Origin of the sequence: Shewanella sp. UCD-KL12 (genome assembly GCF_001957125.1) — a bacterium.
Taxonomy (GTDB): Bacteria; Pseudomonadota; Gammaproteobacteria; order Enterobacterales; family Shewanellaceae; genus Shewanella.
The window spans coordinates 92,837-113,669 of sequence record NZ_MPHJ01000004.1 but is presented as its reverse complement, the minus strand read 5'-3'; the positions used below and the strand labels follow the sequence as shown (position 1 = coordinate 113,669).

14 protein-coding genes are annotated in these 20,833 nt (G+C 42.3%); 8 read left to right on the top strand and 6 right to left on the bottom strand.

Annotated features, from left to right (window positions below; all coding sequences use genetic code 11):
• Positions 1–51 precede the first annotated feature (51 nt).
• The 3 genes from BM736_RS09735 (at position 52) to BM736_RS09725 (ending at position 3,363) form a co-directional block, all read left to right on the top strand.
• On the top strand, positions 52–1,266 hold the full coding sequence (locus BM736_RS09735) for a pyridoxal phosphate-dependent aminotransferase (protein WP_076411357.1): 1,215 nt from the start codon (positions 52–54) through the stop codon (positions 1,264–1,266).
• Positions 1,267–1,390: 124 nt separating this feature from the next.
• Positions 1,391–1,978, top strand: a complete 588-nt coding sequence (gene yfbR, locus BM736_RS09730; RefSeq protein WP_076411354.1) for a 5'-deoxynucleotidase — start codon at positions 1,391–1,393, stop codon at positions 1,976–1,978.
• Positions 1,979–2,028: 50 nt separating this feature from the next.
• Positions 2,029–3,363: an anti-phage deoxyguanosine triphosphatase gene (locus tag BM736_RS09725; protein ID WP_076411352.1), complete on the top strand. Its 1,335-nt coding sequence runs from the start codon at positions 2,029–2,031 to the stop codon at positions 3,361–3,363.
• Positions 3,364–3,486: 123 nt separating this feature from the next.
• Here the strand turns inward: BM736_RS09725 and BM736_RS09720 are convergent, their stop codons facing one another.
• Positions 3,487–4,119 carry a YchE family NAAT transporter gene (locus tag BM736_RS09720; protein ID WP_076411350.1) on the bottom strand — a complete coding sequence of 211 codons (633 nt, stop codon included), beginning with the start codon at positions 4,117–4,119 and terminating at the stop codon, positions 3,487–3,489.
• Positions 4,120–4,458: 339 nt separating this feature from the next.
• On the opposite strand from BM736_RS09720, the gene adhE reads away from it, so the two are divergent.
• Positions 4,459–7,059: a bifunctional acetaldehyde-CoA/alcohol dehydrogenase gene (gene adhE / locus BM736_RS09715; RefSeq protein WP_076411348.1), complete on the top strand. Its 2,601-nt coding sequence runs from the start codon at positions 4,459–4,461 to the stop codon at positions 7,057–7,059.
• 79 nt (positions 7,060–7,138) lie between these two features.
• Here the strand turns inward: adhE and BM736_RS09710 are convergent, their stop codons facing one another.
• A complete protein-coding gene (locus BM736_RS09710; protein WP_076411346.1) occupies positions 7,139–9,298 on the bottom strand; it encodes a malate synthase G in 2,160 nt (719 codons plus the stop codon).
• 152 nt (positions 9,299–9,450) lie between these two features.
• Positions 9,451–10,395, bottom strand: coding sequence for a LysR family transcriptional regulator (locus BM736_RS09705; RefSeq protein ID WP_076411344.1), 945 nt, complete (start codon positions 10,393–10,395; stop codon positions 9,451–9,453).
• A gap of 114 nt (positions 10,396–10,509) precedes the next feature.
• Between BM736_RS09705 and BM736_RS09700 the strand changes: the two genes are divergently transcribed.
• A complete protein-coding gene (locus tag BM736_RS09700) occupies positions 10,510–12,093 on the top strand; it encodes an isocitrate lyase (protein ID WP_076411342.1) in 1,584 nt (527 codons plus the stop codon).
• A 647-nt stretch (positions 12,094–12,740) separates the two neighbouring features.
• Here the strand turns inward: BM736_RS09700 and BM736_RS09695 are convergent.
• Positions 12,741–14,792 (bottom strand): S9 family peptidase, encoded by a 2,052-nt coding sequence (locus tag BM736_RS09695; protein ID WP_076411340.1) that lies wholly within the window; start codon positions 14,790–14,792, stop codon positions 12,741–12,743.
• Positions 14,793–15,008: 216 nt separating this feature from the next.
• Entirely contained in the window at positions 15,009–16,580 is a 1,572-nt protein-coding gene (locus tag BM736_RS09690; RefSeq protein WP_076411338.1) for a fumarate hydratase, read from the bottom strand.
• Positions 16,581–16,663: 83 nt separating this feature from the next.
• Here BM736_RS09690 and pabB point away from each other — a divergent pair, with 83 nt between their 5' ends.
• Positions 16,664–18,058: an aminodeoxychorismate synthase component I gene (gene pabB / locus BM736_RS09685; RefSeq protein ID WP_076411336.1), complete on the top strand. Its 1,395-nt coding sequence runs from the start codon at positions 16,664–16,666 to the stop codon at positions 18,056–18,058.
• Between the two features lie 57 nt (positions 18,059–18,115).
• Positions 18,116–18,682 (top strand): CoA pyrophosphatase, encoded by a 567-nt coding sequence (locus BM736_RS09680; RefSeq protein WP_076411771.1) that lies wholly within the window; start codon positions 18,116–18,118, stop codon positions 18,680–18,682.
• A 5-nt stretch (positions 18,683–18,687) separates the two neighbouring features.
• Here BM736_RS09680 and BM736_RS09675 read toward each other — a convergent pair whose 3' ends face one another.
• A complete protein-coding gene (locus BM736_RS09675; protein WP_076411335.1) occupies positions 18,688–19,023 on the bottom strand; it encodes a hypothetical protein in 336 nt (111 codons plus the stop codon).
• A 369-nt stretch (positions 19,024–19,392) separates the two neighbouring features.
• Between BM736_RS09675 and asnS the strand changes: the two genes are divergently transcribed.
• On the top strand, positions 19,393–20,793 hold the full coding sequence (gene asnS, locus BM736_RS09670) for an asparagine--tRNA ligase (protein WP_076411333.1): 1,401 nt from the start codon (positions 19,393–19,395) through the stop codon (positions 20,791–20,793).
• Positions 20,794–20,833 lie beyond the last annotated feature (40 nt).

The window sequence follows — 20,833 nt, the reverse complement described above, 5'->3', positions numbered from 1 at the left end:
TCGCATTTTAAAGCTACTCAGTGATGCTTTTTAGAAATGTAGAGGTTATTTGTGCGTCCAATCATCAAATCAAACAAACTAGACACTGTCTGTTATGACATCAGAGGGCCTGTACACAAAGAGGCACGCCGCCTTGAAGATGAAGGACACCGCATTTTAAAGCTAAATATTGGTAATCCTGCTCCCTTTGGTTTTGAAGCGCCAGAAGAGATTGTACGTGACGTTATCTTGAATCTTCCAAGTGCCCAGGGCTATTGTGAATCCAAAGGTCTTTTCTCCGCCAGAAAGGCCATTGTTCAGCATTATCAATCACAAGGGATCTTTGGTGTTGATATCGAAGATATCTATATCGGTAACGGTGTTTCAGAGCTTATCGTAATGGCCATGCAGGGCCTATTAAATTCCGGTGATGAAGTGCTTATACCTTCCCCTGATTACCCGTTATGGACAGCTGCAGTTCACCTTTCAGGTGGCCATGCTCAGCACTATCGCTGTGATGAGGAAGCGGACTGGTTTCCGGATCTTGATGATATTAGATCAAAAATAACACCAAGAACTAGAGGCTTAGTACTGATAAACCCGAATAACCCTACAGGTGCCGTGTACTCCAAAGCGCTGTTACTAGAAGCTATTGAGATCTGTAGAGAGCATAACCTTATTCTCTTTGCCGATGAGATCTATGACAAGATCTTGTACGACGAAGCTCAGCATGTCCCAGCCGCTAGCTTATCGGATGACATACTCACAGTAACGTTCAACGGATTATCAAAATCTTACCGAGCAGCTGGATTTCGAGTCGGTTGGATGATGTTATCGGGGAACTTAAAAGCGGCAAAAAGCTATATTGAAGGTCTTGAAATGTTGGCTTCAATGCGACTTTGCTCCAATGTCCCAAATCAACATGCCATTCAAACTGCGCTTGGTGGTTACCAAAGTATAAACGAGCTGCTAATTGATGACGGCAGGTTAAAAGTTCAACGTGACACATGCATTGAGCTACTCAACCAGATCCCAGGAGTCAGTGTTAAATGTCCTAAAGGGGCCATGTATGCCTTCCCTAAACTTGATAGTAAAAAGTTCAATATTCGCGATGACGAGCGTTTAGTACTTGATCTATTAAGAGAGAAAAAGATCCTACTCGTCCATGGCACCGCATTTAACTGGCCAGAGCCAGATCATCTTAGAGTCGTTTTCCTCCCCCATAAAGAAGATCTAGAGAAAGCACTGATCGAATTTGGTGAGTTTATGGAAACATATCGCCAATAGCCAGTTCCGTAACTCGTCACTATCTCGATAATAAAAGTAACCTCATGGGTTGCTTTTATTTTTCTAATTAGATGCTTGTGCTAATGTAAGTTTATCTCGTTAAAGAAATAGGCAGAATTTATCCATGAGCCATCTTTTCGCCCACCTTGCTCGCATGAAATTAATTCAACGCTGGCCACTCATGTACAATGTTAGAACTGAAAACGTTCAAGAACACTCGCTACAAGTTGCCATGATATCCCATAGTCTAGCAATCATTAGTAATCGTAAATTTGGTACGACCCTATCACCTGATAGAGCTGCAACAATCGCAATATTTCACGATGCAAGTGAGATTATCACAGGAGACTTACCCACCCCGGTAAAGTACTTCAATAAAGAGATTGAATCTGAATACAAAAAAATTGAAGCTATAGCTGAGAAAAGGCTATTGGAGATGGTCCCCGATGAGTTTCAGGATGATTATAAGGCCCTGCTAGTCAGTGAGTATGCAGATGCAAGATACAAGTCATTAGTGAAATCAGCTGACACCATTTGCGCCTATATCAAATGCCTTGAGGAGCATGGCGCGGGAAACAAGGAGTTCAATACAGCCCGAAAACGGTTAGAACACGCTTTGAGTGAAAACCCCGATCCCGCGGTTAAGTATTTTATCGATTGCTTTATTCCTAGTTTTAAATTGAATTTAGATGATATTAATCAGCTGCTTTAATACCAATTGGAATAACACTTCTTATAAGTAGCATTGAAAAGAGATCCCTTATGACAGAGTCTGTATGGCACGCACGACGTTTAAGCGAAGATAAAAAACGACGCAACGATCACCGTAGCCCTTACCAAAGAGATAGAGCTAGAATCCTTCACTCTGCTGCATTTAGGCGCTTACAGGCCAAAACCCAGGTGTTAGGAGTAGGCATGAATGATTTCTATCGTACTCGTCTTACACACTCTCTTGAAGTATCCCAAATAGGTACAGGTATTCGCGCTCAACTCAAGCAAAAGCGCCCAGAGCTAGAAAGGCTGTTTGATTCAATGAGTTTGATAGAGTCATTATGCCTGGCTCATGATATCGGTCACCCACCATTTGGACATGGCGGTGAAGTCGCGCTTAACTATATGATGCGTAAACATGGTGGGTTTGAAGGCAATGGGCAAACGTTCAGAATACTGACTGGACTCGAGCCCTATACTGAGTTTTTTGGCATGAACTTATGTAGAAGGACTTTATTGGGAGTATTAAAGTACCCTGCCCCCTATTCTGATCTTTTACAGGATTATGACATTGATAGTATATCTAATATTCGACAGCTCAAACCCGCTCAGTGGACGCCGGTAAAAGGCATTTTTGACGATGATATCGATATATTAGAGTGGGTACTTGAGCCACTCAGCCTCAGTGATAAAGAGCGGTTTTTAGCAAGCCATAAACCCATAGATCATCGCCATAAGCGAACTCAGTTTAAATCCTTAGACTGTTCTATCATGGAGCTAGCTGACGATATTGCCTATGCAGTTCATGATTTAGAGGATGCTATCGTTATGGGAATAGTTAATCTTGAACAATGGAAAAGTGATGTCGCAAACCCGCTTATATTAAGTGAAGACAGCTGGATAAGTGACGAATTTTGTACCATTGGCAGTAAACTTTTTTCAAGTAAACATCATTTAAGAAAGGATGCTATCGGCACCTTAGTAAACGGTTTTGTCACCGCTATAGATATCAAGGAAGATACTAATTTTAATGATGAGCTATTGCGCTTTAACGCAGGTCTCGATGACAACTTCACCATCGCACTAGAAACATTAAAAAGCTTCGTTTATAAATATGTGATCAGAAAGCCTGAAATACAGATGCTGGAGTACAAGGGACAACAGATAGTGATGGAGCTATTTGAAGCGTTTGAATCAGATCCTGAACGACTATTACCTACTAATACCCAAAAAAGGTGGCGTGATAGTAAAGCGAACGGTCTAAATAGCCATAGGGTCATTGCTGATTACATCTCAGGCATGACCGATGAATTCGCTGCACGTTTACACCAACATCTGTTCAGTCCTAATTCTGGATCTTTGATTGAATTAAATAGAGAGCTTTAACTCAATCAATAACCACATGTTAGAAACCCATGCTATACACATTAGCCAAAGACGCTCCGCCTAGGAGCGTCACTTTATCTTTTCAATAAAAATCAAGATTTTAACAGCAAGTTGTCTCAACAGTTATTGGAGCAAATTAGGAAACAAGCCTTTAAATCCAGCTGCAATCACCTCAATACCGATAGACAACATAAGTAGACCCATTAAACGGGTTATGACGTTAATGCCCGTCTTACCCAATAACTTATAGATCATAGGTGCTGAACGAAACAGGATGTAGCTTGTTAAGCCAAACAGAACCACCGTAATAGACATGCCGATATGATTAATAAAGTTATCATTTTCGGCAGCGGATACAATCACAGAGCTAATCGCGCCCGGTCCAGCCATTAACGGCAAGGCAAGAGGCACTACAGCTACTGATTCCATGCCTGATGCTTCACGGTCCTCCTCTTTGTTTCGTTTCACCTCACCCAGCTTTCCTTGTAGCATCGACATGGCGATGATGGCTATCAAAGAGCCCCCTGCAATTCTAAATGCAGAAAGTGAGATACTAAACATGTTCAGGATATGTTGGCCTGCAAATATAGTGACCAATAAGATCACTACCACTGCAAAGTTAGCGACCTTGCCAGTTTGATCCCGTTCAAAGGGCGTCTGGTGACTAGTCAAGCTGACAAAAACAGGTAAAAGTCCAACCGGATTGATAATCGCAACCAAGCCCAAGAAAAACTTAACGTAAAGAGTCAAATCCACTTACATATCCTCAAGAGATAACACGGTAATATAAAAATATACGGCTTTTAGGCAATTGTCATAATAGCCTATAAAGATCGCTACTTTACCCTATGATTTAACCAGGTAAAAATGAGTTTTTTTATCTGTTTGACACAGTTCGCATAAGATTTTTTATGCTATTTTTGTCTGTTTTGTTCATCAAAGCAGCATACAAGTCGTTAACAATGTAATTTAATTACATATAGCAAAGAAACTGTGGTAAAGATCACGGTTACAAAACGGATTTGGGTGTAATTTTTCTCCAAGAGAACATTTAGCCAAAATCGTTTTTGGCTAAATTTTTTCGAGGAACTTAATATGACAGTTACCAATGAGCAAGAGCTCGACCTTCTTGTGCAACGTGTCGCAGATGCTCAGGCTCAATTTGCCAATTATACTCAAGAGCAGGTAGATAAAATTTTTAGAGCTGCTGCACTCGCTGCGGCTGATGCACGTATCTCTCTTGCCAAAATGGCTGCATCTGAAACCGGCATGGGCGTGATAGAAGACAAGGTGATCAAAAATCACTTTGCATCTGAGTATATCTATAACAAATACAAAGATGACAAAACCTGCGGGATTTTAGATGAAGACCCAACATTTGGGACCATCACGATTGCAGAGCCAGTCGGAATTATCTGCGGGATAGTGCCCACCACAAACCCAACGTCTACCGCTATCTTCAAAGCGCTTATCAGTCTAAAAACACGTAATGGCATCATCTTCTCACCGCATCCACGCGCTAAAGCGTCGACTACGACTGCTGCACGTATTGTATTAGAAGCAGCCATTGAAGCTGGTGCACCAAAGGACATCATAGGCTGGATTGATCAGCCAAGTGTCGCCTTGTCTAATCAGCTTATGACTCATGATAAGATTAATCTTATCTTAGCGACCGGTGGCCCTGGTATGGTGAAAGCTGCCTATTCATCAGGCAAACCAGCCATTGGTGTCGGTGCGGGTAACACGCCTATTGTGATAGATGAAAGTGCCGACATCAAACGCGCCGTCAGCTCAATTTTAATGTCTAAGACATTTGATAACGGTGTCGTATGTGCTTCAGAGCAAGCTGTTATTGTCGTCGATGAAATATATGACACAGTTAAAGAGCGCTTTGCATCACACGGTGGTTACTTGCTGAGTAAAGATGAAACAGCAGCGATGCAAGATATCATCTTGAAAAATGGTGGCCTTAATGCAGACATCGTTGGCCAAAGTGCGTCAACCATTGCCGCAATGGCCAATATAGATGTCCCTCACTGGACCAAGGTATTAATTGGTGAAGCCAGTGATATCTCAGAAGCCGAAGCCTTCGCCCACGAAAAGCTTTCACCACTTTTAGGTATGTACCGCGCAAGTGATTTTGAAGATGCGATGGATAAAGCTGAAGCCTTAGTGACTCTCGGCGGTATTGGCCATACATCTGGCTTATATACAGATCAAGATACCCAAGGCGATCGTATCAAGGCCTTTGGCTTTAGAATGAAGACAGCCAGAATACTGATTAACACACCAGCTTCTCAGGGTGGTATTGGCGATCTTTATAACTTCAAATTAGCCCCCTCTCTGACATTAGGTTGCGGTTCATGGGGCGGAAACTCAATTTCTGAAAACGTTGGACCAAGTCATCTAATCAATAAAAAAATGGTCGCTAAGAGGGCCGAGAATATGTTGTGGCATAAACTTCCTTCATCTATCTACTTCCGACGTGGCAGCTTGCCCATTGCACTTGAAGAGCTTAGTGAGAAGAAACGAGCGCTAATCGTTACTGATAAGTATCTGTTCAACAATGGATACTGTGATGAAACAATTAAAATTTTAAAAGCTCAGGGCATCGAAACAGATGTATTTTATGAAGTAGAAGCAGATCCGACTTTAGCAATCGTTAATCAGGGTGCCAAGATGGCCCATAGCTTCCAACCAGATGTGATTATTGCATTAGGTGGAGGCTCACCTATGGATGCAGCTAAAATAATCTGGGTTATGTATGAACACCCAGATGTTGATTTTGCCGATCTGGCTTTACGCTTTATGGATATCCGCAAACGTATCTATAAATTTCCAAAACTTGGTGTAAAAGCTCAGATGGTTGCGATTCCAACCACATCTGGCACTGGCTCTGAAGTGACACCATTTGCAGTTGTAACTGATGAAAAAACCGGCATGAAATACCCTATTGCCGATTATCAGTTAACACCGAACATGGCCATTGTCGATCCTAACTTGGTAATGGATATGCCAAAGTCACTCACCGCATTTGGTGGTATTGATGCTGTGACTCATGCGCTAGAAGCTTATGTCAGTATCATGGCTAATGAATACAGCGATGGCCAAGCCCTGCAGGCATTGGACCTACTATTTAAGTATCTGCCTGATGCTTATAACGAAGGAGCTAACGCCCCTGTAGCCCGTGAAAAGGTACATAATGGTTCAACCATAGCCGGTATCGCGTTTGCCAATGCCTTCCTTGGCGTATGTCACTCTATGGCGCACAAACTCGGCGCAGAGTTTCATTTAGCACATGGCTTAGCAAATGCGCTACTCATTAGTAATGTGATCCGTTTTAACGCAACGGATATGCCGACAAAACAAGCTGCATTTAGCCAGTACGATCGTCCTCAAGCACTTTGCCGTTATGCAAAGATAGCTGATTATCTCAACTTAGATGGAACGACAGATGAAGAGAAAGTCGAAGCTCTCCTTGAAAAGATCGATGAGCTCAAGAAGACGATTGGCATTCCGGCTTCAATCCAAGAAGCAGGCGTCAATGAAGCCGATTTCTTAGCTAAGATTGATGAGTTAGCAGAAGATGCATTTGATGATCAATGTACAGGTGCCAACCCAAGATACCCATTGATTGCAGAGTTAAAGCAAGTGCTACTCGATAGCTTCTATGGCAGAGCCTATTCAGATAAATAAGCTAAGACAACAACAATATTAATGGCATAAAAAAGCCAGCGTTTCTCAAGTAACGCTGGCTTTTTATATTAAAAGGTTACTACATCGCCTTTTTCTCAATACGGTAAGCATGAAGTAATGGTTCTGTATAGCCTGAAGGCTGCTCTTTTCCTTTAAATATCAACTCGCAAGCCGCTTTAAATGCAACGCCATCAAAACTTGGAGCCATACAGGTATAGGTTGGATCAGCGCTATTTTGACTATCAACAACAACCGCCATTCGTTTCAGTGATGCTGTTACTTGCTCTTCTGTACAAATATCATGGATAAGCCAGTTCGCAATATACTGTGATGATATCCTTAACGTAGCTCGGTCCTCCATTAAGCCAACATTATTAATGTCAGGAACCTTTGAGCAACCTACACCACTATCAATCCAACGTACAACATAACCTAAGATCCCTTGTGCATTATTATCTAGCTCATGTTGTATCTCTTGGTCAGTCAATGACCCTTTTAGCAGAGGAATAGTTAAAATATCATCTAAACTCGCACAGGCTCTTTGTTTAAGTGTTTTCTGCTTCTCTGCCACATCCACACTATGATAATGCGTTGAGTGTAATACGGCGCCATTTGGCGAAGGGACCCAAGCAGTATTAGCACCTGCATTAGGATGACCTATCTTTTGAGTGAGCATCGCAGCCATCTCATCTGGCATCGCCCACATCCCTTTTCCTATTTGTGCACGGCCAGGTAAGCCACATGCTAAACCAACATCAACATTCCAATCTTCATACGCGTTGATCCAGGCTTGCTGCTTCATTTTAGTCTTAGGGACAAAGGGTCCCGCTAACATCGAAGTGTGGAGCTCATCACCGGTTCTATCGAGAAAACCGGTATTAATAAACACCACCCGTTCTTTTGCGACACGGATACACGCTTTAAGGTTAACGGTAGTGCGTCGCTCCTCATCCATAATGCCTAACTTAATGGTATTACGAGATAAACTAAACGCATCCTCAATCATAGTGAATAGCTCACATGCAAAAGCCACTTCATCTGGACCATGCATCTTTGGCTTAACGATATTGATTGAACCAGCTCGGCTATTTGCACGACCGTTATTATTGCCTTTTAGATCGTGGATTGCTGCAAGCACAGTCACCATGCCATCTAAAATTCCCTCAGGGATCTCCTGTCCCTCTTTATCTAAAATAGCCTCATTCGTCATCAAATGGCCGACATTACGAACGAACAATAGGCTTCGGCCAGGTAAGTTGAACGAAACTCCCTTGGGTGAGAGGTAGCAACGGTCATTATTTAACTCGCGGGTTATCGTTTTGCCCCCTTTTGACAGCTCCGCCGTTAAATCTCCCTTCATTAAACCAAGCCAATTGCTATAGACTTCGCATTTATCTTCAGCATCAACTGCTGCAACTGAATCTTCACAGTCCATAATGGTGGTAACTGCCGCCTCTACAAGGAGATCTTTTACACCTGCCGGATCAGTTTTTCCAATACTGCTAGCTCTATCGATTTGAATCTCAACATGCAGGCCATTATTTCTTAATAAAATGGCTGTCGGCGCTTGCTCACTGCCAAGGTAGCCAACAAATTTTTCATGGTGTTGAAGGTGTGTGTCAGTCCCATCGTTCAACGTAATGAGTAGCGTCTGGTTTGCAACTTGATAGTGGCTCACCTCGCTATGGCTACCTACAGATAAAGGTGCTAACTGGTCTAAGTGCGCTTTTGCAAATGCAACGACTTTATCGCCTCGAACAGGGTTAAAGCATGTACCTATTTCAGCACCACCCGTTTCACTTATCGCATCTGTACCATAAAGGGCATCATATAAACTGCCCCAACGAGCATTAGCAGCATTGAGCGCAAAGCGGGCATTCTTTACTGGCACAACGAGTTGCGGCCCTGCCTGCTTTGCAATTTCAATATCAACATTTTCAGTCGTAATACTGAAGTTCTCACCCTCAGGGACTATGTAGTTAATCTCTTCTAAGAAATTTCGATACGCCGCAGGGTCAAAATCTTGATTAGCTAAATGCCAGGCATCTATCTTCAGCTGAAGTTCATCTCGTACTTTTAGTAACGCTCTGTTCTTTGGGCCAAGTGAGTCTAAAATAGCTTCTAGTTTGTTCCAAAACTTATCCGATGAGATCCCTGTTCCAGGAATAATCTGTTCGTTGATCAATTCGTGCAACGAGCTTGCAACGCTTAAACTGCCAACCTGAATTCGTGATGTCATGGTTATTCCCTTAAATAGTAGCGATTAACTTAATAGCGCTAATTTTATCCAGCCAGAGTGTATTTAACTAATTTATCGTAGTTATAATTACCATTCACCAGAATTATATCTCTACAAGTCTTACACTGTGTCCCGTTACAGACATAAGTCGATTAGAAACGATCAATGATTCTTGCTGTCTCAGTAATAAGCTCACGCATCCATTTATGCGCTGGGTTGTGCTGCAATAGCGGGCTCCATGCCATTGTTAATTCAATAGGAGGAATATCGAACGGCGGGCTGACAATACTGACTCGGGTATTATCTTGCTGCAGCCTTGCCATTTTACTTGGTACAGTTGCGATTAAATCTTGTCTTTCAGCCAAAGAGCTTGCTGCTTGATAATTTCGGGTAAACACTGTGATCCGTCGTTTAGCATCTAATCGAGCCAATGCTTCATCAACCCAACCTAAACGTTGAACATCATCAGGATCCATGCCCACACCGACACCCATACCGGTTTTACTCACCCATACATGATGTGAATCTAAGTAACTGTCGAGGTTAAAGTCTTTAAGAACAGGATGAGTACGATTGATTAAGCAGCTAAATGTGTCTTTCCAAAGAACTTTTTGATGAAAAGACTGCGGAATGTTGTCAAATCGGTTTATCGCCATATCAACTCTTCCCTGTTCCACATCTGAGAAGTTCACATCACTTGGCGTCATGATATCTAGAATCACTTTTGGGGCTTCATTACGTAGCCTTGCTATTAATAGTGGTATTAATGTCGACTCAGCATAATCGGAAGCCATCATCCGAAAGACCTGCTCGCTCTCACGGGCATTAAACTCTGCTTTAGGCTGGACTGCTTTTTCTAGCCCATTTAATAACTCACGAATAACGGGTTTAAGCTCGCTTGCCCGCTCAGTTGGCGTCATCCCCTTGCTGGTTCGAATTAATAGCGGATCATCGAACAATGTACGCAACCTTTTTAGACCATTACTCATGGCCGGTTGGCTTATCCCAAGCTGATCTGCAGCACGAGTTACATTTAATTCTCTAAGTAAAACATCAAAATAAACAAGTAAATTCAGGTCAATACGAGATATATTCATAGAATCAATACCGAAGATAACAACTATAAATTAGACTAATTTGACTCAATATTACTATTATTTTTAACGGAAGCAATCGTTGTTAAACACATTTTTTGTAGGAAGGGACTTACCATGTCAAATTACACAGCAGATATTGATACAGCAACAACACTAATAGAGAAAGAAGGTAGTGCCTGGAATGCAATCAACCCTGAGTCTGTCGCTCGTATGAGAGCTCAGAATCAGTTTAAGACTGGGTTAGACATCGCTAAGTACACGGCTAAGATAATGCGTGAAGATATGGATAACTATGATGCTGATAGCTCTCAGTACACCCAATCTTTAGGTTGCTGGCATGGCTTTATCGGTCAGCAGAAGATGATCTCTATTAAAAAGCACCTGTTGACAACAAAACGTCGCTACCTTTACCTATCAGGTTGGATGGTTGCTGCACTTCGTAGTGAGTTTGGTCCTTTGCCAGATCAATCAATGCATGAGAAGACATCTGTAGCAAGCCTCATTGCTGAGCTTTACACCTTCCTAAGACAAGCCGATGCACGTGAGCTAGGTGGATTATTTCGTGAGCTAGATAAGGCTGAAGGCGCAAATAAAGCAGCTATTCAAGATAAGATTGATAATTTCGAAACTCACGTAGTACCAATTATTGCTGATATCGATGCAGGTTTTGGTAATGAGGAAGCTACGTACCTTATGGCTAAACAGATGATTGAAGCAGGTGCTTGCTGTATTCAACTTGAAAACCAAGTATCTGATGTTAAACAGTGTGGACACCAAGATGGTAAAGTCACTGTTCCCCATGTTGAGTTTTTAGCAAAGATCAACGCTGTAAGATACGCTTTCTTAGAACTGGGTATCGACGATGGTGTTATCGTGGCTCGTACTGACTCGCTAGGCGCAGGTCTTACACAAAAGATTGCAGTAACCAAAGAGCCAGGCGACCTTGGTGATAAGTACAACTCATTTATTGAAGTTGAAGAAGTGACGAGTAGTAACTTAGACAATGGTGATGTGGTCTTTAAGCGTGGCGATAAACTTGTTAAGCCATCTCGCCTACCTAATGGTCTGTTTAAGTTCCGCTCAGGCACTGGTGAAGAGCGTTGTGTACTTGACTGTATCACTAGCCTACAAAATGGTGCAGATCTATTGTGGATTGAAACAGAGAAGCCTCACGTTGCTCAAATCGGCGCTATGGTTAACGCTATCCGCGAAGTCGTCCCAAATGCTAAGCTTGTTTACAATAACTCACCTTCATTTAACTGGACACTTAACTTCCGTCAGCAGATATTTGATGCGATGCAGGAAGCGGGTAATGACGTTTCAGCTTACGACCGCGCTGATCTAATGGATATTAAGTACGATGAGACTGAACTAGCGACTCAAGCTGATGAAAAGATCCGTACCTTCCAAGCTGACGCAGCACGTGAAGCAGGTATCTTCCACCACTTAATTACGCTACCGACTTATCACACAGCCGCATTGTCAACTGACAACTTGGCTAAAGAGTACTTCGGTGACCAAGGTATGCTAGGTTATGTGGCTAATGTACAACGTAAGGAGATACGTCAGGGTATTGCTTGTGTTAAGCACCAGAACATGGCGGGCTCTGATATGGGCGATGATCACAAAGAGTACTTCTCAGGCGATCAGGCGCTAAAAGCTTCAGGTAAAGACAATACGATGAACCAGTTTGGTTAATTCAAACTGACGAATAAAAGCCAGAGCCTATGCTCTGGTTTTTTTTGCTCAAATTATCTGGAATATATTACCAATAGCATTAAACGTTGAACCACTAAGCGGGAGTTCAAAGCGCTGCAGACAATCATAGCGGATGAGTTAATCGTTATTTTCGACAGTGGCATCCTGCTGCCCCTTATCTTTTGCATCAATACCGTCGTATATCGAATCCACGCAATGAAACCTAAAGGGCGTTGAAACCTGAACTTACTGAGCCCCTCTTCCATGGATATGAAACTTGAATAATAGTCACTATAAACGGTATCTGGTTGATGTTTAGACCGATTTAATTATGGATGCAATATGCCGGATTTTAAAGTGGGACGGCATAAACAAAAAGGTTAAATAAAAGACTAGGTATTAGAGACCAAGTATTAAGCTTGAGTGTTAGAGGTTGAGTGTAAAAGCTTAAGTGTTAGAGGCTAATGTTACAGGAAGAGTTTTAATGAGTGGCTGGAACAAAACGGGTTAATCAGACATATAGTCAATGCTTAATTGTGAGCACTATCAACTGAAGACGGTGCTTTAGGCCTGAAAATAAAAAAACCAGAATCAAGATTCTGGTTTTTTATTAGGATTACAAATAGCTAGATTTATACAGATTAGACTTATTTTTTAGTCCAGCGATCCATCCAGCCCAGTACATTGGCGTACCACTGCTCTAAGTTGTCAGGGTTTAAGATCCAATGGTTCTCATCAGGATAGATAAGTAACTCAGACGGGATCCCCTTGCGCTGCATAAAGCTAAATGCGGCAAGGCCTTGACCATAAGGCACTCGGAAGTCTTTTTCACCATGTATCACTAACATAGGTGTCTTCCAGTTTTCTACATAGTTTACTGGGTTAAACTTCTCGTACAGCTCTTTGTTTTGATCATAAGTGCCGCCAAATTCATATTCAGGGAACCACAACTCTTCTGTAACGTAATACATAGAGCGCATATCAAATAAGCCTGCATGGTTTACTAGGCAGTTAAAACCGTCACTCCAGTTACCCTGGATCCAGTTCATCATATAGCCACCATATGAACCACCAAGCGCACAGGTACGATTTGGATCTAACCATTTTTGCTGCTGAGTGACAGCATCTAGGCCTTTTTGTAGATCTTCAAGTGGCTTGCCGCCCCAATCTTGGGTAATTGAATCAGTAAAAGCCTGTCCATAACCGGTAGATCCATGGAAGTCGATCATCACGACGCCATAACCAGCACCAGCCCAAAGTTGAGCATTCCAACGGCTACTAAACGAATTACCAAATGAACCTTGAGGACCGCCATGAACTAAAAATGCGATAGGATATTGAGTTCCCGCTTTATAGTCTGATGGTTTAATCCAGTATCCATGTACTTCTTCGTTATTCCAGCCCTTGAAACTAAACTGTTCAAACTCACCGAATTTGATTTTAGCGAGCTTCTCACTATTGATATCTGTAAGCTTTTGAATGCCCTGACCATCGATATTAATGGAGTGTAGATCGCCTGGTTGCACTAGGCTCTTGTGATTAAAAACTATCTTATCGTTACTGACACCAACAATGCTGTTGCTACCATCATTAAAGATTGTTTTTACATCACCAAATTGGGTGTTCACTTCAAACACTGAAACTTGACCAACATCTTGTGCTGTTACATATAAAGTACGGTTGTCTTTACCAAAAGTAAGCGAGCTTGCACTTCTGTCCCATAAAGGAGCAACTTCTTTCTCTTGGCCGGTTACCGTATCGCGTAACATAATGCGGTATCTATCTGCTTCAAAGCCAGGCTTTGTCATTGCTAAATAAGCAAGGTAGCGGCCGTCAGCAGAAAACGTTGGATGTGCATCCCACGCTTTATTAGATTCTGTTAAATTTACCGCATCACCGCCAGTTACCGGTACTTGCCACAGATCATAGTTAGTGATCCATGCCTGATCTTTACTCGGTGCTTTAGCACTGTAAACCACATGCTTTCCGTCTGGAGTAAATGTCACCTCCTCCATGCCTGAGAATGGCTTAGGGGGTGTTTCTGTATCTAAACCCGCTGTCACATCAACCGCATCAGTGATCTTCTCACCATTTAATTGTGCGACAAAAAGGTGGCTTCTTGAATGATCGCTCCACGTATCCCAATGTCTTACCATCAGTTGCTTATATTCACGACCTGTTGATGTGCGTTCAGCTTCAGCGTTAAACTTGTCTTTTGAACACTTTAGATCTTTGCAGTCTGGGAAGACACGCATATTCAGGACAACCTGCTTGCCGTCCTGAGATAGCTTGAATCCTTCAATATCAAGAGGTAGGTCAGAGACCTGTTTTGCCTCTCCTCCAGTTAAAGCAAGCTGATATAACTGACTTGAGCCATCACGACTTGCCAAAAAGTAAACTGATTGGTCATCTGCTGAAAACACTGCACTGTGTTCAGTGCCAACAGCATAAGTAAGTTGTTTCGCTTTACTTTCCGCTTGCGTTAGGTCTTGAAGATATAGATCTGAACTTGCCTTCCCTTCCTCATCAAATTTTTTGACAGCATAAACTAATTTGTTGCCGTCATTTGATAAGTTAGCTGAATGAAGTTTGTTGATTTTAACTAGGTCCTGAACCTTAAAAGGCTGTGGGGATGAGGCTTGAGCCGACATTACGACTCCGGTACTCGCCATAGCAAGTATGATTGCAGTTTTTTTCATTGTTATTATCATCTTTTTAGATTTCAAACCTACCTTAACATCACTTTGCAACCTACAGCTTGGTGATACGTTAAAGTTTGAATGATTGTAGTCAGTGCATCCATGCAAGCCTGAGCCTAATGAATGTATAGACCCGAATATGCGAACACTATCCAAAAAATTTGGCTTAAGCAAGTTACCTAAGCCAAACTTTACTATGACTCAATATTTAAGCATTTACTTAACGTCAACTTTCCAGATTGCTGGGCCTGTTTCATGGGCATTAACGCCTTCAGAATCGACAGCAACAGTCACTGGCATATCTTTAACATCAAACTCATAGATAGCCTCCATACCTAAATCTTCGAAAGCAACAACACGTGATTTTTTAATCGCTTTTGAAACTAAGTATGCCGCGCCGCCAACGGCCATTAGATAAACCGCTTTATGCTTTTTAATAGAAGCGACTGTCGCAGGACCTCGTTCAGCTTTGCCAATCATGCCCATTAAGCCGGTTTTCTCTAGCATTAGATCGGTAAACTTGTCCATGCGAGTCGCAGTTGTAGGGCCTGCTGGTCCTACAACTTCATTACCAACAGGATCGACCGGACCCACGTAATAGATAAACTTACCGGTAAAATCGACGCCTTCTGGTAGACCTTCACCGCTTTCAATCAAGGTTTGAATGCGTTTATGAGCTGCATCTCGACCAGTTAACATTTTACCGTTCAGCAGCAAGGTATCGCCACTCTTCCACTTTTCAATCTCTTCTTGAGTCACATTATCTAGGTTGACTCTATGGGTATTCTCACCTGCTTCACGAGTGATCACAGGCCAATCCTCAAGCGAAGGAGGCGTTAACTGTGCAGGGCCTGTACCATCTAGATGAAAGTGAACGTGGCGAGTCGCGGCGCAGTTAGGGATCATGACAACGGGCTTTGATGCCGCATGCGTAGGCACAGACTTAATTTTCACATCAAGCACTGTGGTTAAACCGCCTAAGCCTTGTGCACCTATGCCTAAATTATTTGAACGCTCAAAAATATCAAGACGAAGTTTCTCTTCGGCAGTTTCTGCGCCTTTTTCTTGTAATTCATGGATATTAGCTGGATCCATTAATGACTCTTTGGCAAGTACAGCGGCTTTTTCAGCTGTACCACCGATACCTATGCCAAGCATACCAGGGGGACACCAACCCGCTCCCATTGTCGGTAACGTTCTTTCAACCCAGGCAGCGATATCATCTGAAGGATTAAGCATTGCCATCTTAGATTTATTCTCAGACCCACCACCTTTAGCTGCAATCGCCACTTCAACATGATTGCCAGGTACCATGTCTATATGTACTACTGACGGCGTATTGTCTCGGGTATTTTTACGGCTACCAGCAGGGTCAGCGACAATAGATGCACGTAGTGGGTTATCAGGGTTTAGATAAGCTTGTCTTACCCCTTCATCAACCATTTGCTGGACTGTCATGTCAGTTTTATCCCACTTAACAGCCATACCAACTTTGACAAAGCAAGTTACAATGCCAGTATCTTGGCAAAGCGGTCGCTTGCCTTCAGCCGACATGCGTGAGTTAATCAATATTTGTGCAATAGCATCTTTTGCTGCAGCACTTTCCTCTCGCTCATAGGCTTGCGTCATCGCATCGACGAAATCCTTAGGATGATAATAAGAGATGTATTGTAGGGAATCGGCTACACTCTCGATGAGATCAGCTTGTTTGATAACAACTTCTTTGCTCACAATCGCTTCCTTTTTAGTGACATTAGGATACTTTTCCGCCAATTCAGGTCGGCGCATCTGTTTTTATTAATGCTAGCTTATAGATATGATACTCTTTCGCGACTTTTAGGGCTATATCACATTTTAGATAAGGTTAATCGATGAGCTTTTCGGCGCCTCAAGCTGTTTCAATACTGCGTCTAGACAGTAATTTAACGACCACAGAACTGTTTTCTCACTTAGCCAATATGCCTTGGTCTATATTGCTCGATTCTGCTAATGCCAATCATTGCGACAGCCGATTTGATATTATCTGTGTTGACCCTATCGTAACACTCGTTACATCGGGCCTTGAAACTAAAATCGAGACCTTATCAAAAGAGGGAATTTATGAGTCGACCACTAGCAGTCTCAACCCTTTGGATATCATTAAGCAACAAATTGCTCATTATTTCCCTGAAAAAAAACAGTCGCCCTTACCTTTCTCAGGCGGCGCTATTGGTTGCTTCAATTATGACTTAGGTCGACATATTGAAACGCTTCCAGTGATTGCACAAGATGATATTCAACTTGCTGATATGCATGTTGGTTTATATCGATGGGCAGTGATATTTGACTATAAAACGGGTGAGTGGAACCTTGTGCACTATGGTTCAGAATCAGATGCTAAAAAAGCACTCGAGTGGTTAAAGGAGCAATTATCCAGTTCAATACAAGAAACCCCCTTTAAACTTGACAGTGAATGGCAACCTCAAATCACTAAAAATGAATACATTGAAAAGTTTAATCATATCCAAGAGTATCTGCACAGCGGTGACTGTTATCAGATAAATTTAACGCAGAGATTTAGTGCTGATTATCATGGCAATGAGTGGCAAGCCTACCTCGCTCTTCGTGATACCAATAAAGCCCCATTTTCTGCCTTTATACGGGTTCCACAAGCGACTGTACTTTCTATCTCTCCAGAGCGATTTATTCAGTTAAAAGGTAAAGAGATTCAAACTAAGCCAATTAAAGGGACCAGTCCAAGGCATGCAAATCTGAAAGATGATAAGTCGTCAGCACTTAAACTACAGGCATCAACTAAAGATAGAGCAGAAAACCTGATGATTGTTGATCTGCTTCGCAACGACTTAGGTAAGGTTGCAGAGCCAGGTTCAGTGTCTGTTCCACACCTGTTTGAGATAGAAAGCTTTCCAGCTGTTCATCACTTAGTGAGTACAGTAACCGCTAAATTATCTACAAATTACCAAGCAACGGATCTTCTGAAAGCCGCTTTTCCTGGTGGGTCTATCACTGGTGCTCCCAAAATTAGAGCGATGGAAATTATCGAAGAGCTTGAACCTTCAAGAAGATCGCTTTACTGTGGTTCTATCGGTTATATCAGTCAAGATGGTCAAATGGACTCAAGTATTACGATTAGAACCTTAATTGCTAAAAATAACCAAATCCATTGCTGGGCCGGAGGAGGAATCGTTGCCGACTCGACCGCAGAGAATGAGTACCAAGAGAGCTATGATAAGGTAAGTAAGATTTTGCCAGTCCTGCAAACCTAATACCGGCTTGACTGAAGAGTGAATAAAAGAGGTTATATGGCACATATTGCTTTGAACATGCAACTTACAGACTTTAAGACCCGCTATAGCCTTCTTCAGTTACCCTCTGATCCATCACTAAATATCAGCTCACCGCTTCGACAAGCAGCTGTGCTTATCGCACTGACTAAATTCGATGGTGAAATTCATATATTACTGACCAAGCGTCCAAATCATCTACGTTCTCACCCTGGACAAATTAGCTTTCCGGGGGGGAAGTTTGAACAAGATGATAAGTCGCTGGTTGAGACAGCGCTTAGAGAAGCAGATGAAGAGATTGCATTATCGCCAGACAATGTAGAAGTTATTGGTCAATACCCAGTGCAACAAACCTTTACGGGGTTTGAAATTACGCCAGTGATAGGACTCATCAAAGAGCAATTCAATCCGATACTGGATCCAGGTGAAGTTGAAGAGCTTTTCACTGTACCTCTTTCATTTTTAATTCAGAACAAACACAGACAAAAACATGTATATCATCGACATGGAAAACGCCATTGCGTATATTTCATTCGCTACCGTGAACACCTAATATGGGGGGCTACGGCAGCAATACTCAATAGGCTATGTATACACTTGCAATAAAAACGCTAAACCCAAAAGCGTAGGTATAGCCCTGCAGCTAATGAACTCAACAGCAACAAAGGTATATTAAACCAATAACCCATCTTACTATGGTGAGCAAAGTAGTAATTAAAACCCAAGCTGATAAAACTGATTGCAGCACACCACCAGATAATATGTTCTAGTTGCAGCGTACGCATTGGGTCCCACTCTAACCTTACCGATGCGCCTTTACTCAAATAGTAACCAACCGCTCTGTCTGGTCTTGCTTTATCAAACACCAATAATGCATAGATGGCTAATGCCCAACCAGTAATCGAAAGAAATGCCAAAAAACGCTGAAAAAGAGTAATTTTCTTCATGGCATGCTCCTAAAACATAGATAACCTTATAGCTCATGTTTTAATCATAACAATTATGCTTTATACCTGCCAATCAAGGATTAAACGGCTAATGTCCTTTCCTATCGCATCTCATCTTATAAGCTCGTTTTATAGAAACTGGTTACTACTTAAGATTCATCTGTTCTGTGCTATTTGTGCCTTTCTCATACAGTCAATCATAAGCACAGGCTGACTTGAAGATAGTCTTTTCTGTTAAATGTACAAATAAGCTAATAAAACAGCCAGATTAATGGGTTTATCCGTTATTGATACTTGAGAAAAGCTGCCAGCAAGGTAATATAAACGTCCGATTTTTTATAAAACGTTTCGTTGGAGAACTAAGCAACAATGAGCATTACATCTGTAGCTTCTGTATTTAAAGGTGAGTTTGCGATCGGTTCGCAAGTTACCGTTCGAGGTTGGGTAAGATCTCGTCGAGATTCCAAGGCTGGGATCTCTTTTCTTGCCGTTTATGATGGTTCCTGTTTTGACCCTATTCAGGGTGTAGTGCCAAATAACTTAGAAAATTATAATAACGAAATATTAAAGCTTACTGCTGGCTGTTCTGTTGTTATGACAGGTGAAGTTGTTGAATCTCCAGGAAAGGGCCAGTCATTCGAGCTTCAAGTTACTGATGTTGAAGTTGCTGGTATGGTTGATGATCCTGATACATACCCAATGGCAGCTAAACGTCACTCAATAGAGCATTTGCGCGAGCTAGCTCACCTGCGCCCTCGTACCAATATCATTGGTGCAGTCGCTCGAGTGCGCAATAGTCTGTCTCAAGCCATTCATCGTTTCTACCACGAGCAAGGCTTTATCTGGGTATCGACGCCACTAATCACCGCTTCTGATTGTGAAGGTGCTGGTGAGATGTTCCGTGTATCGACACTTGATATGGAAAACTTACCTCGCACAGATGAAGGTAAAGTTGATTATAATGAAGACTTTTTCGGTAAAGAATCTTTCCTTACCGTATCAGGTCAGCTTAACGCAGAGACCTATGCGAGTGCATTGTCAAAAGTGTATACCTTTGGCCCGACATTCCGTGCAGAAAACTCAAACACTAGCCGTCACTTGGCTGAGTTTTGGATGGTTGAGCCAGAAGTTGCTTTCGCCGATCTAGATGATGTTGCTGGTCTTGCTGAGCAGATGCTTAAGTTCTGCTTCAAAGCGGTACTTGAAGAGCGTCGTGATGATCTTGAGTTCTTCGCTCAACGCGTAGATAAAACCGTCATTGACCGTCTTGAATCTTTTGTCACCAGTGACTTCGCTCAAGTTGATTACACTGATGCCGTTGAGATCTTAAAGAACTGTGGTAAGAAGTTTGAGTATGATGTCGAGTGGGGTATCGATCTACAATCAGAGCATGAGAGATATCTTGCAGAAGAACACTTCAAAGCACCTGTTGTCGTTAAGAACTACCCGAAAGATATTAAAGCTTTCTATATGCGCCTCAATGAAGATGGTAAAACCGTCGCTGCAATGGACGTACTAGCACCAGGCATTGGTGAAATCATCGGTGGTGCACAGCGTGAAGAGCGTCTAGATGTACTTGATGCGCGTCTTGAAGAGATGAACCTAAGTAAAGAGGATTACTGGTGGTACCGTGATCTGCGTCGCTATGGCACAGTGCCTCATTCAGGATTTGGACTCGGCTTTGAACGCCTTGTTTCATATGTAACGGGTGTGGCTAACATTCGCGATGTGATCCCATTCCCAAGAGCACCAAAGTCTGCGAGCTTCTAAGGGTAGAGTTGAGCTAATTTAAGCTCGCGTTTACATCTAA

Coding starts and splice junctions, on each gene's coding strand:
- BM736_RS09705 (WP_076411344.1), bottom strand. CDS start 10,395: ATGAATATATCTCGTATTGACCTGAATTTACTTGTTTATTTTGATGTT.
- pabB (WP_076411336.1), top strand. CDS start 16,664: ATGAGCTTTTCGGCGCCTCAAGCTGTTTCAATACTGCGTCTAGACAGT.
- BM736_RS09700 (WP_076411342.1), top strand. CDS start 10,510: ATGTCAAATTACACAGCAGATATTGATACAGCAACAACACTAATAGAG.
- BM736_RS09710 (WP_076411346.1), bottom strand. CDS start 9,298: ATGACATCACGAATTCAGGTTGGCAGTTTAAGCGTTGCAAGCTCGTTG.
- BM736_RS09675 (WP_076411335.1), bottom strand. CDS start 19,023: ATGAAGAAAATTACTCTTTTTCAGCGTTTTTTGGCATTTCTTTCGATT.
- BM736_RS09690 (WP_076411338.1), bottom strand. CDS start 16,580: ATGCGCCGACCTGAATTGGCGGAAAAGTATCCTAATGTCACTAAAAAG.
- adhE (WP_076411348.1), top strand. CDS start 4,459: ATGACAGTTACCAATGAGCAAGAGCTCGACCTTCTTGTGCAACGTGTC.
- BM736_RS09695 (WP_076411340.1), bottom strand. CDS start 14,792: ATGAAAAAAACTGCAATCATACTTGCTATGGCGAGTACCGGAGTCGTA.
- asnS (WP_076411333.1), top strand. CDS start 19,393: ATGAGCATTACATCTGTAGCTTCTGTATTTAAAGGTGAGTTTGCGATC.
- BM736_RS09680 (WP_076411771.1), top strand. CDS start 18,116: ATGCAACTTACAGACTTTAAGACCCGCTATAGCCTTCTTCAGTTACCC.
- yfbR (WP_076411354.1), top strand. CDS start 1,391: ATGAGCCATCTTTTCGCCCACCTTGCTCGCATGAAATTAATTCAACGC.
- BM736_RS09725 (WP_076411352.1), top strand. CDS start 2,029: ATGACAGAGTCTGTATGGCACGCACGACGTTTAAGCGAAGATAAAAAA.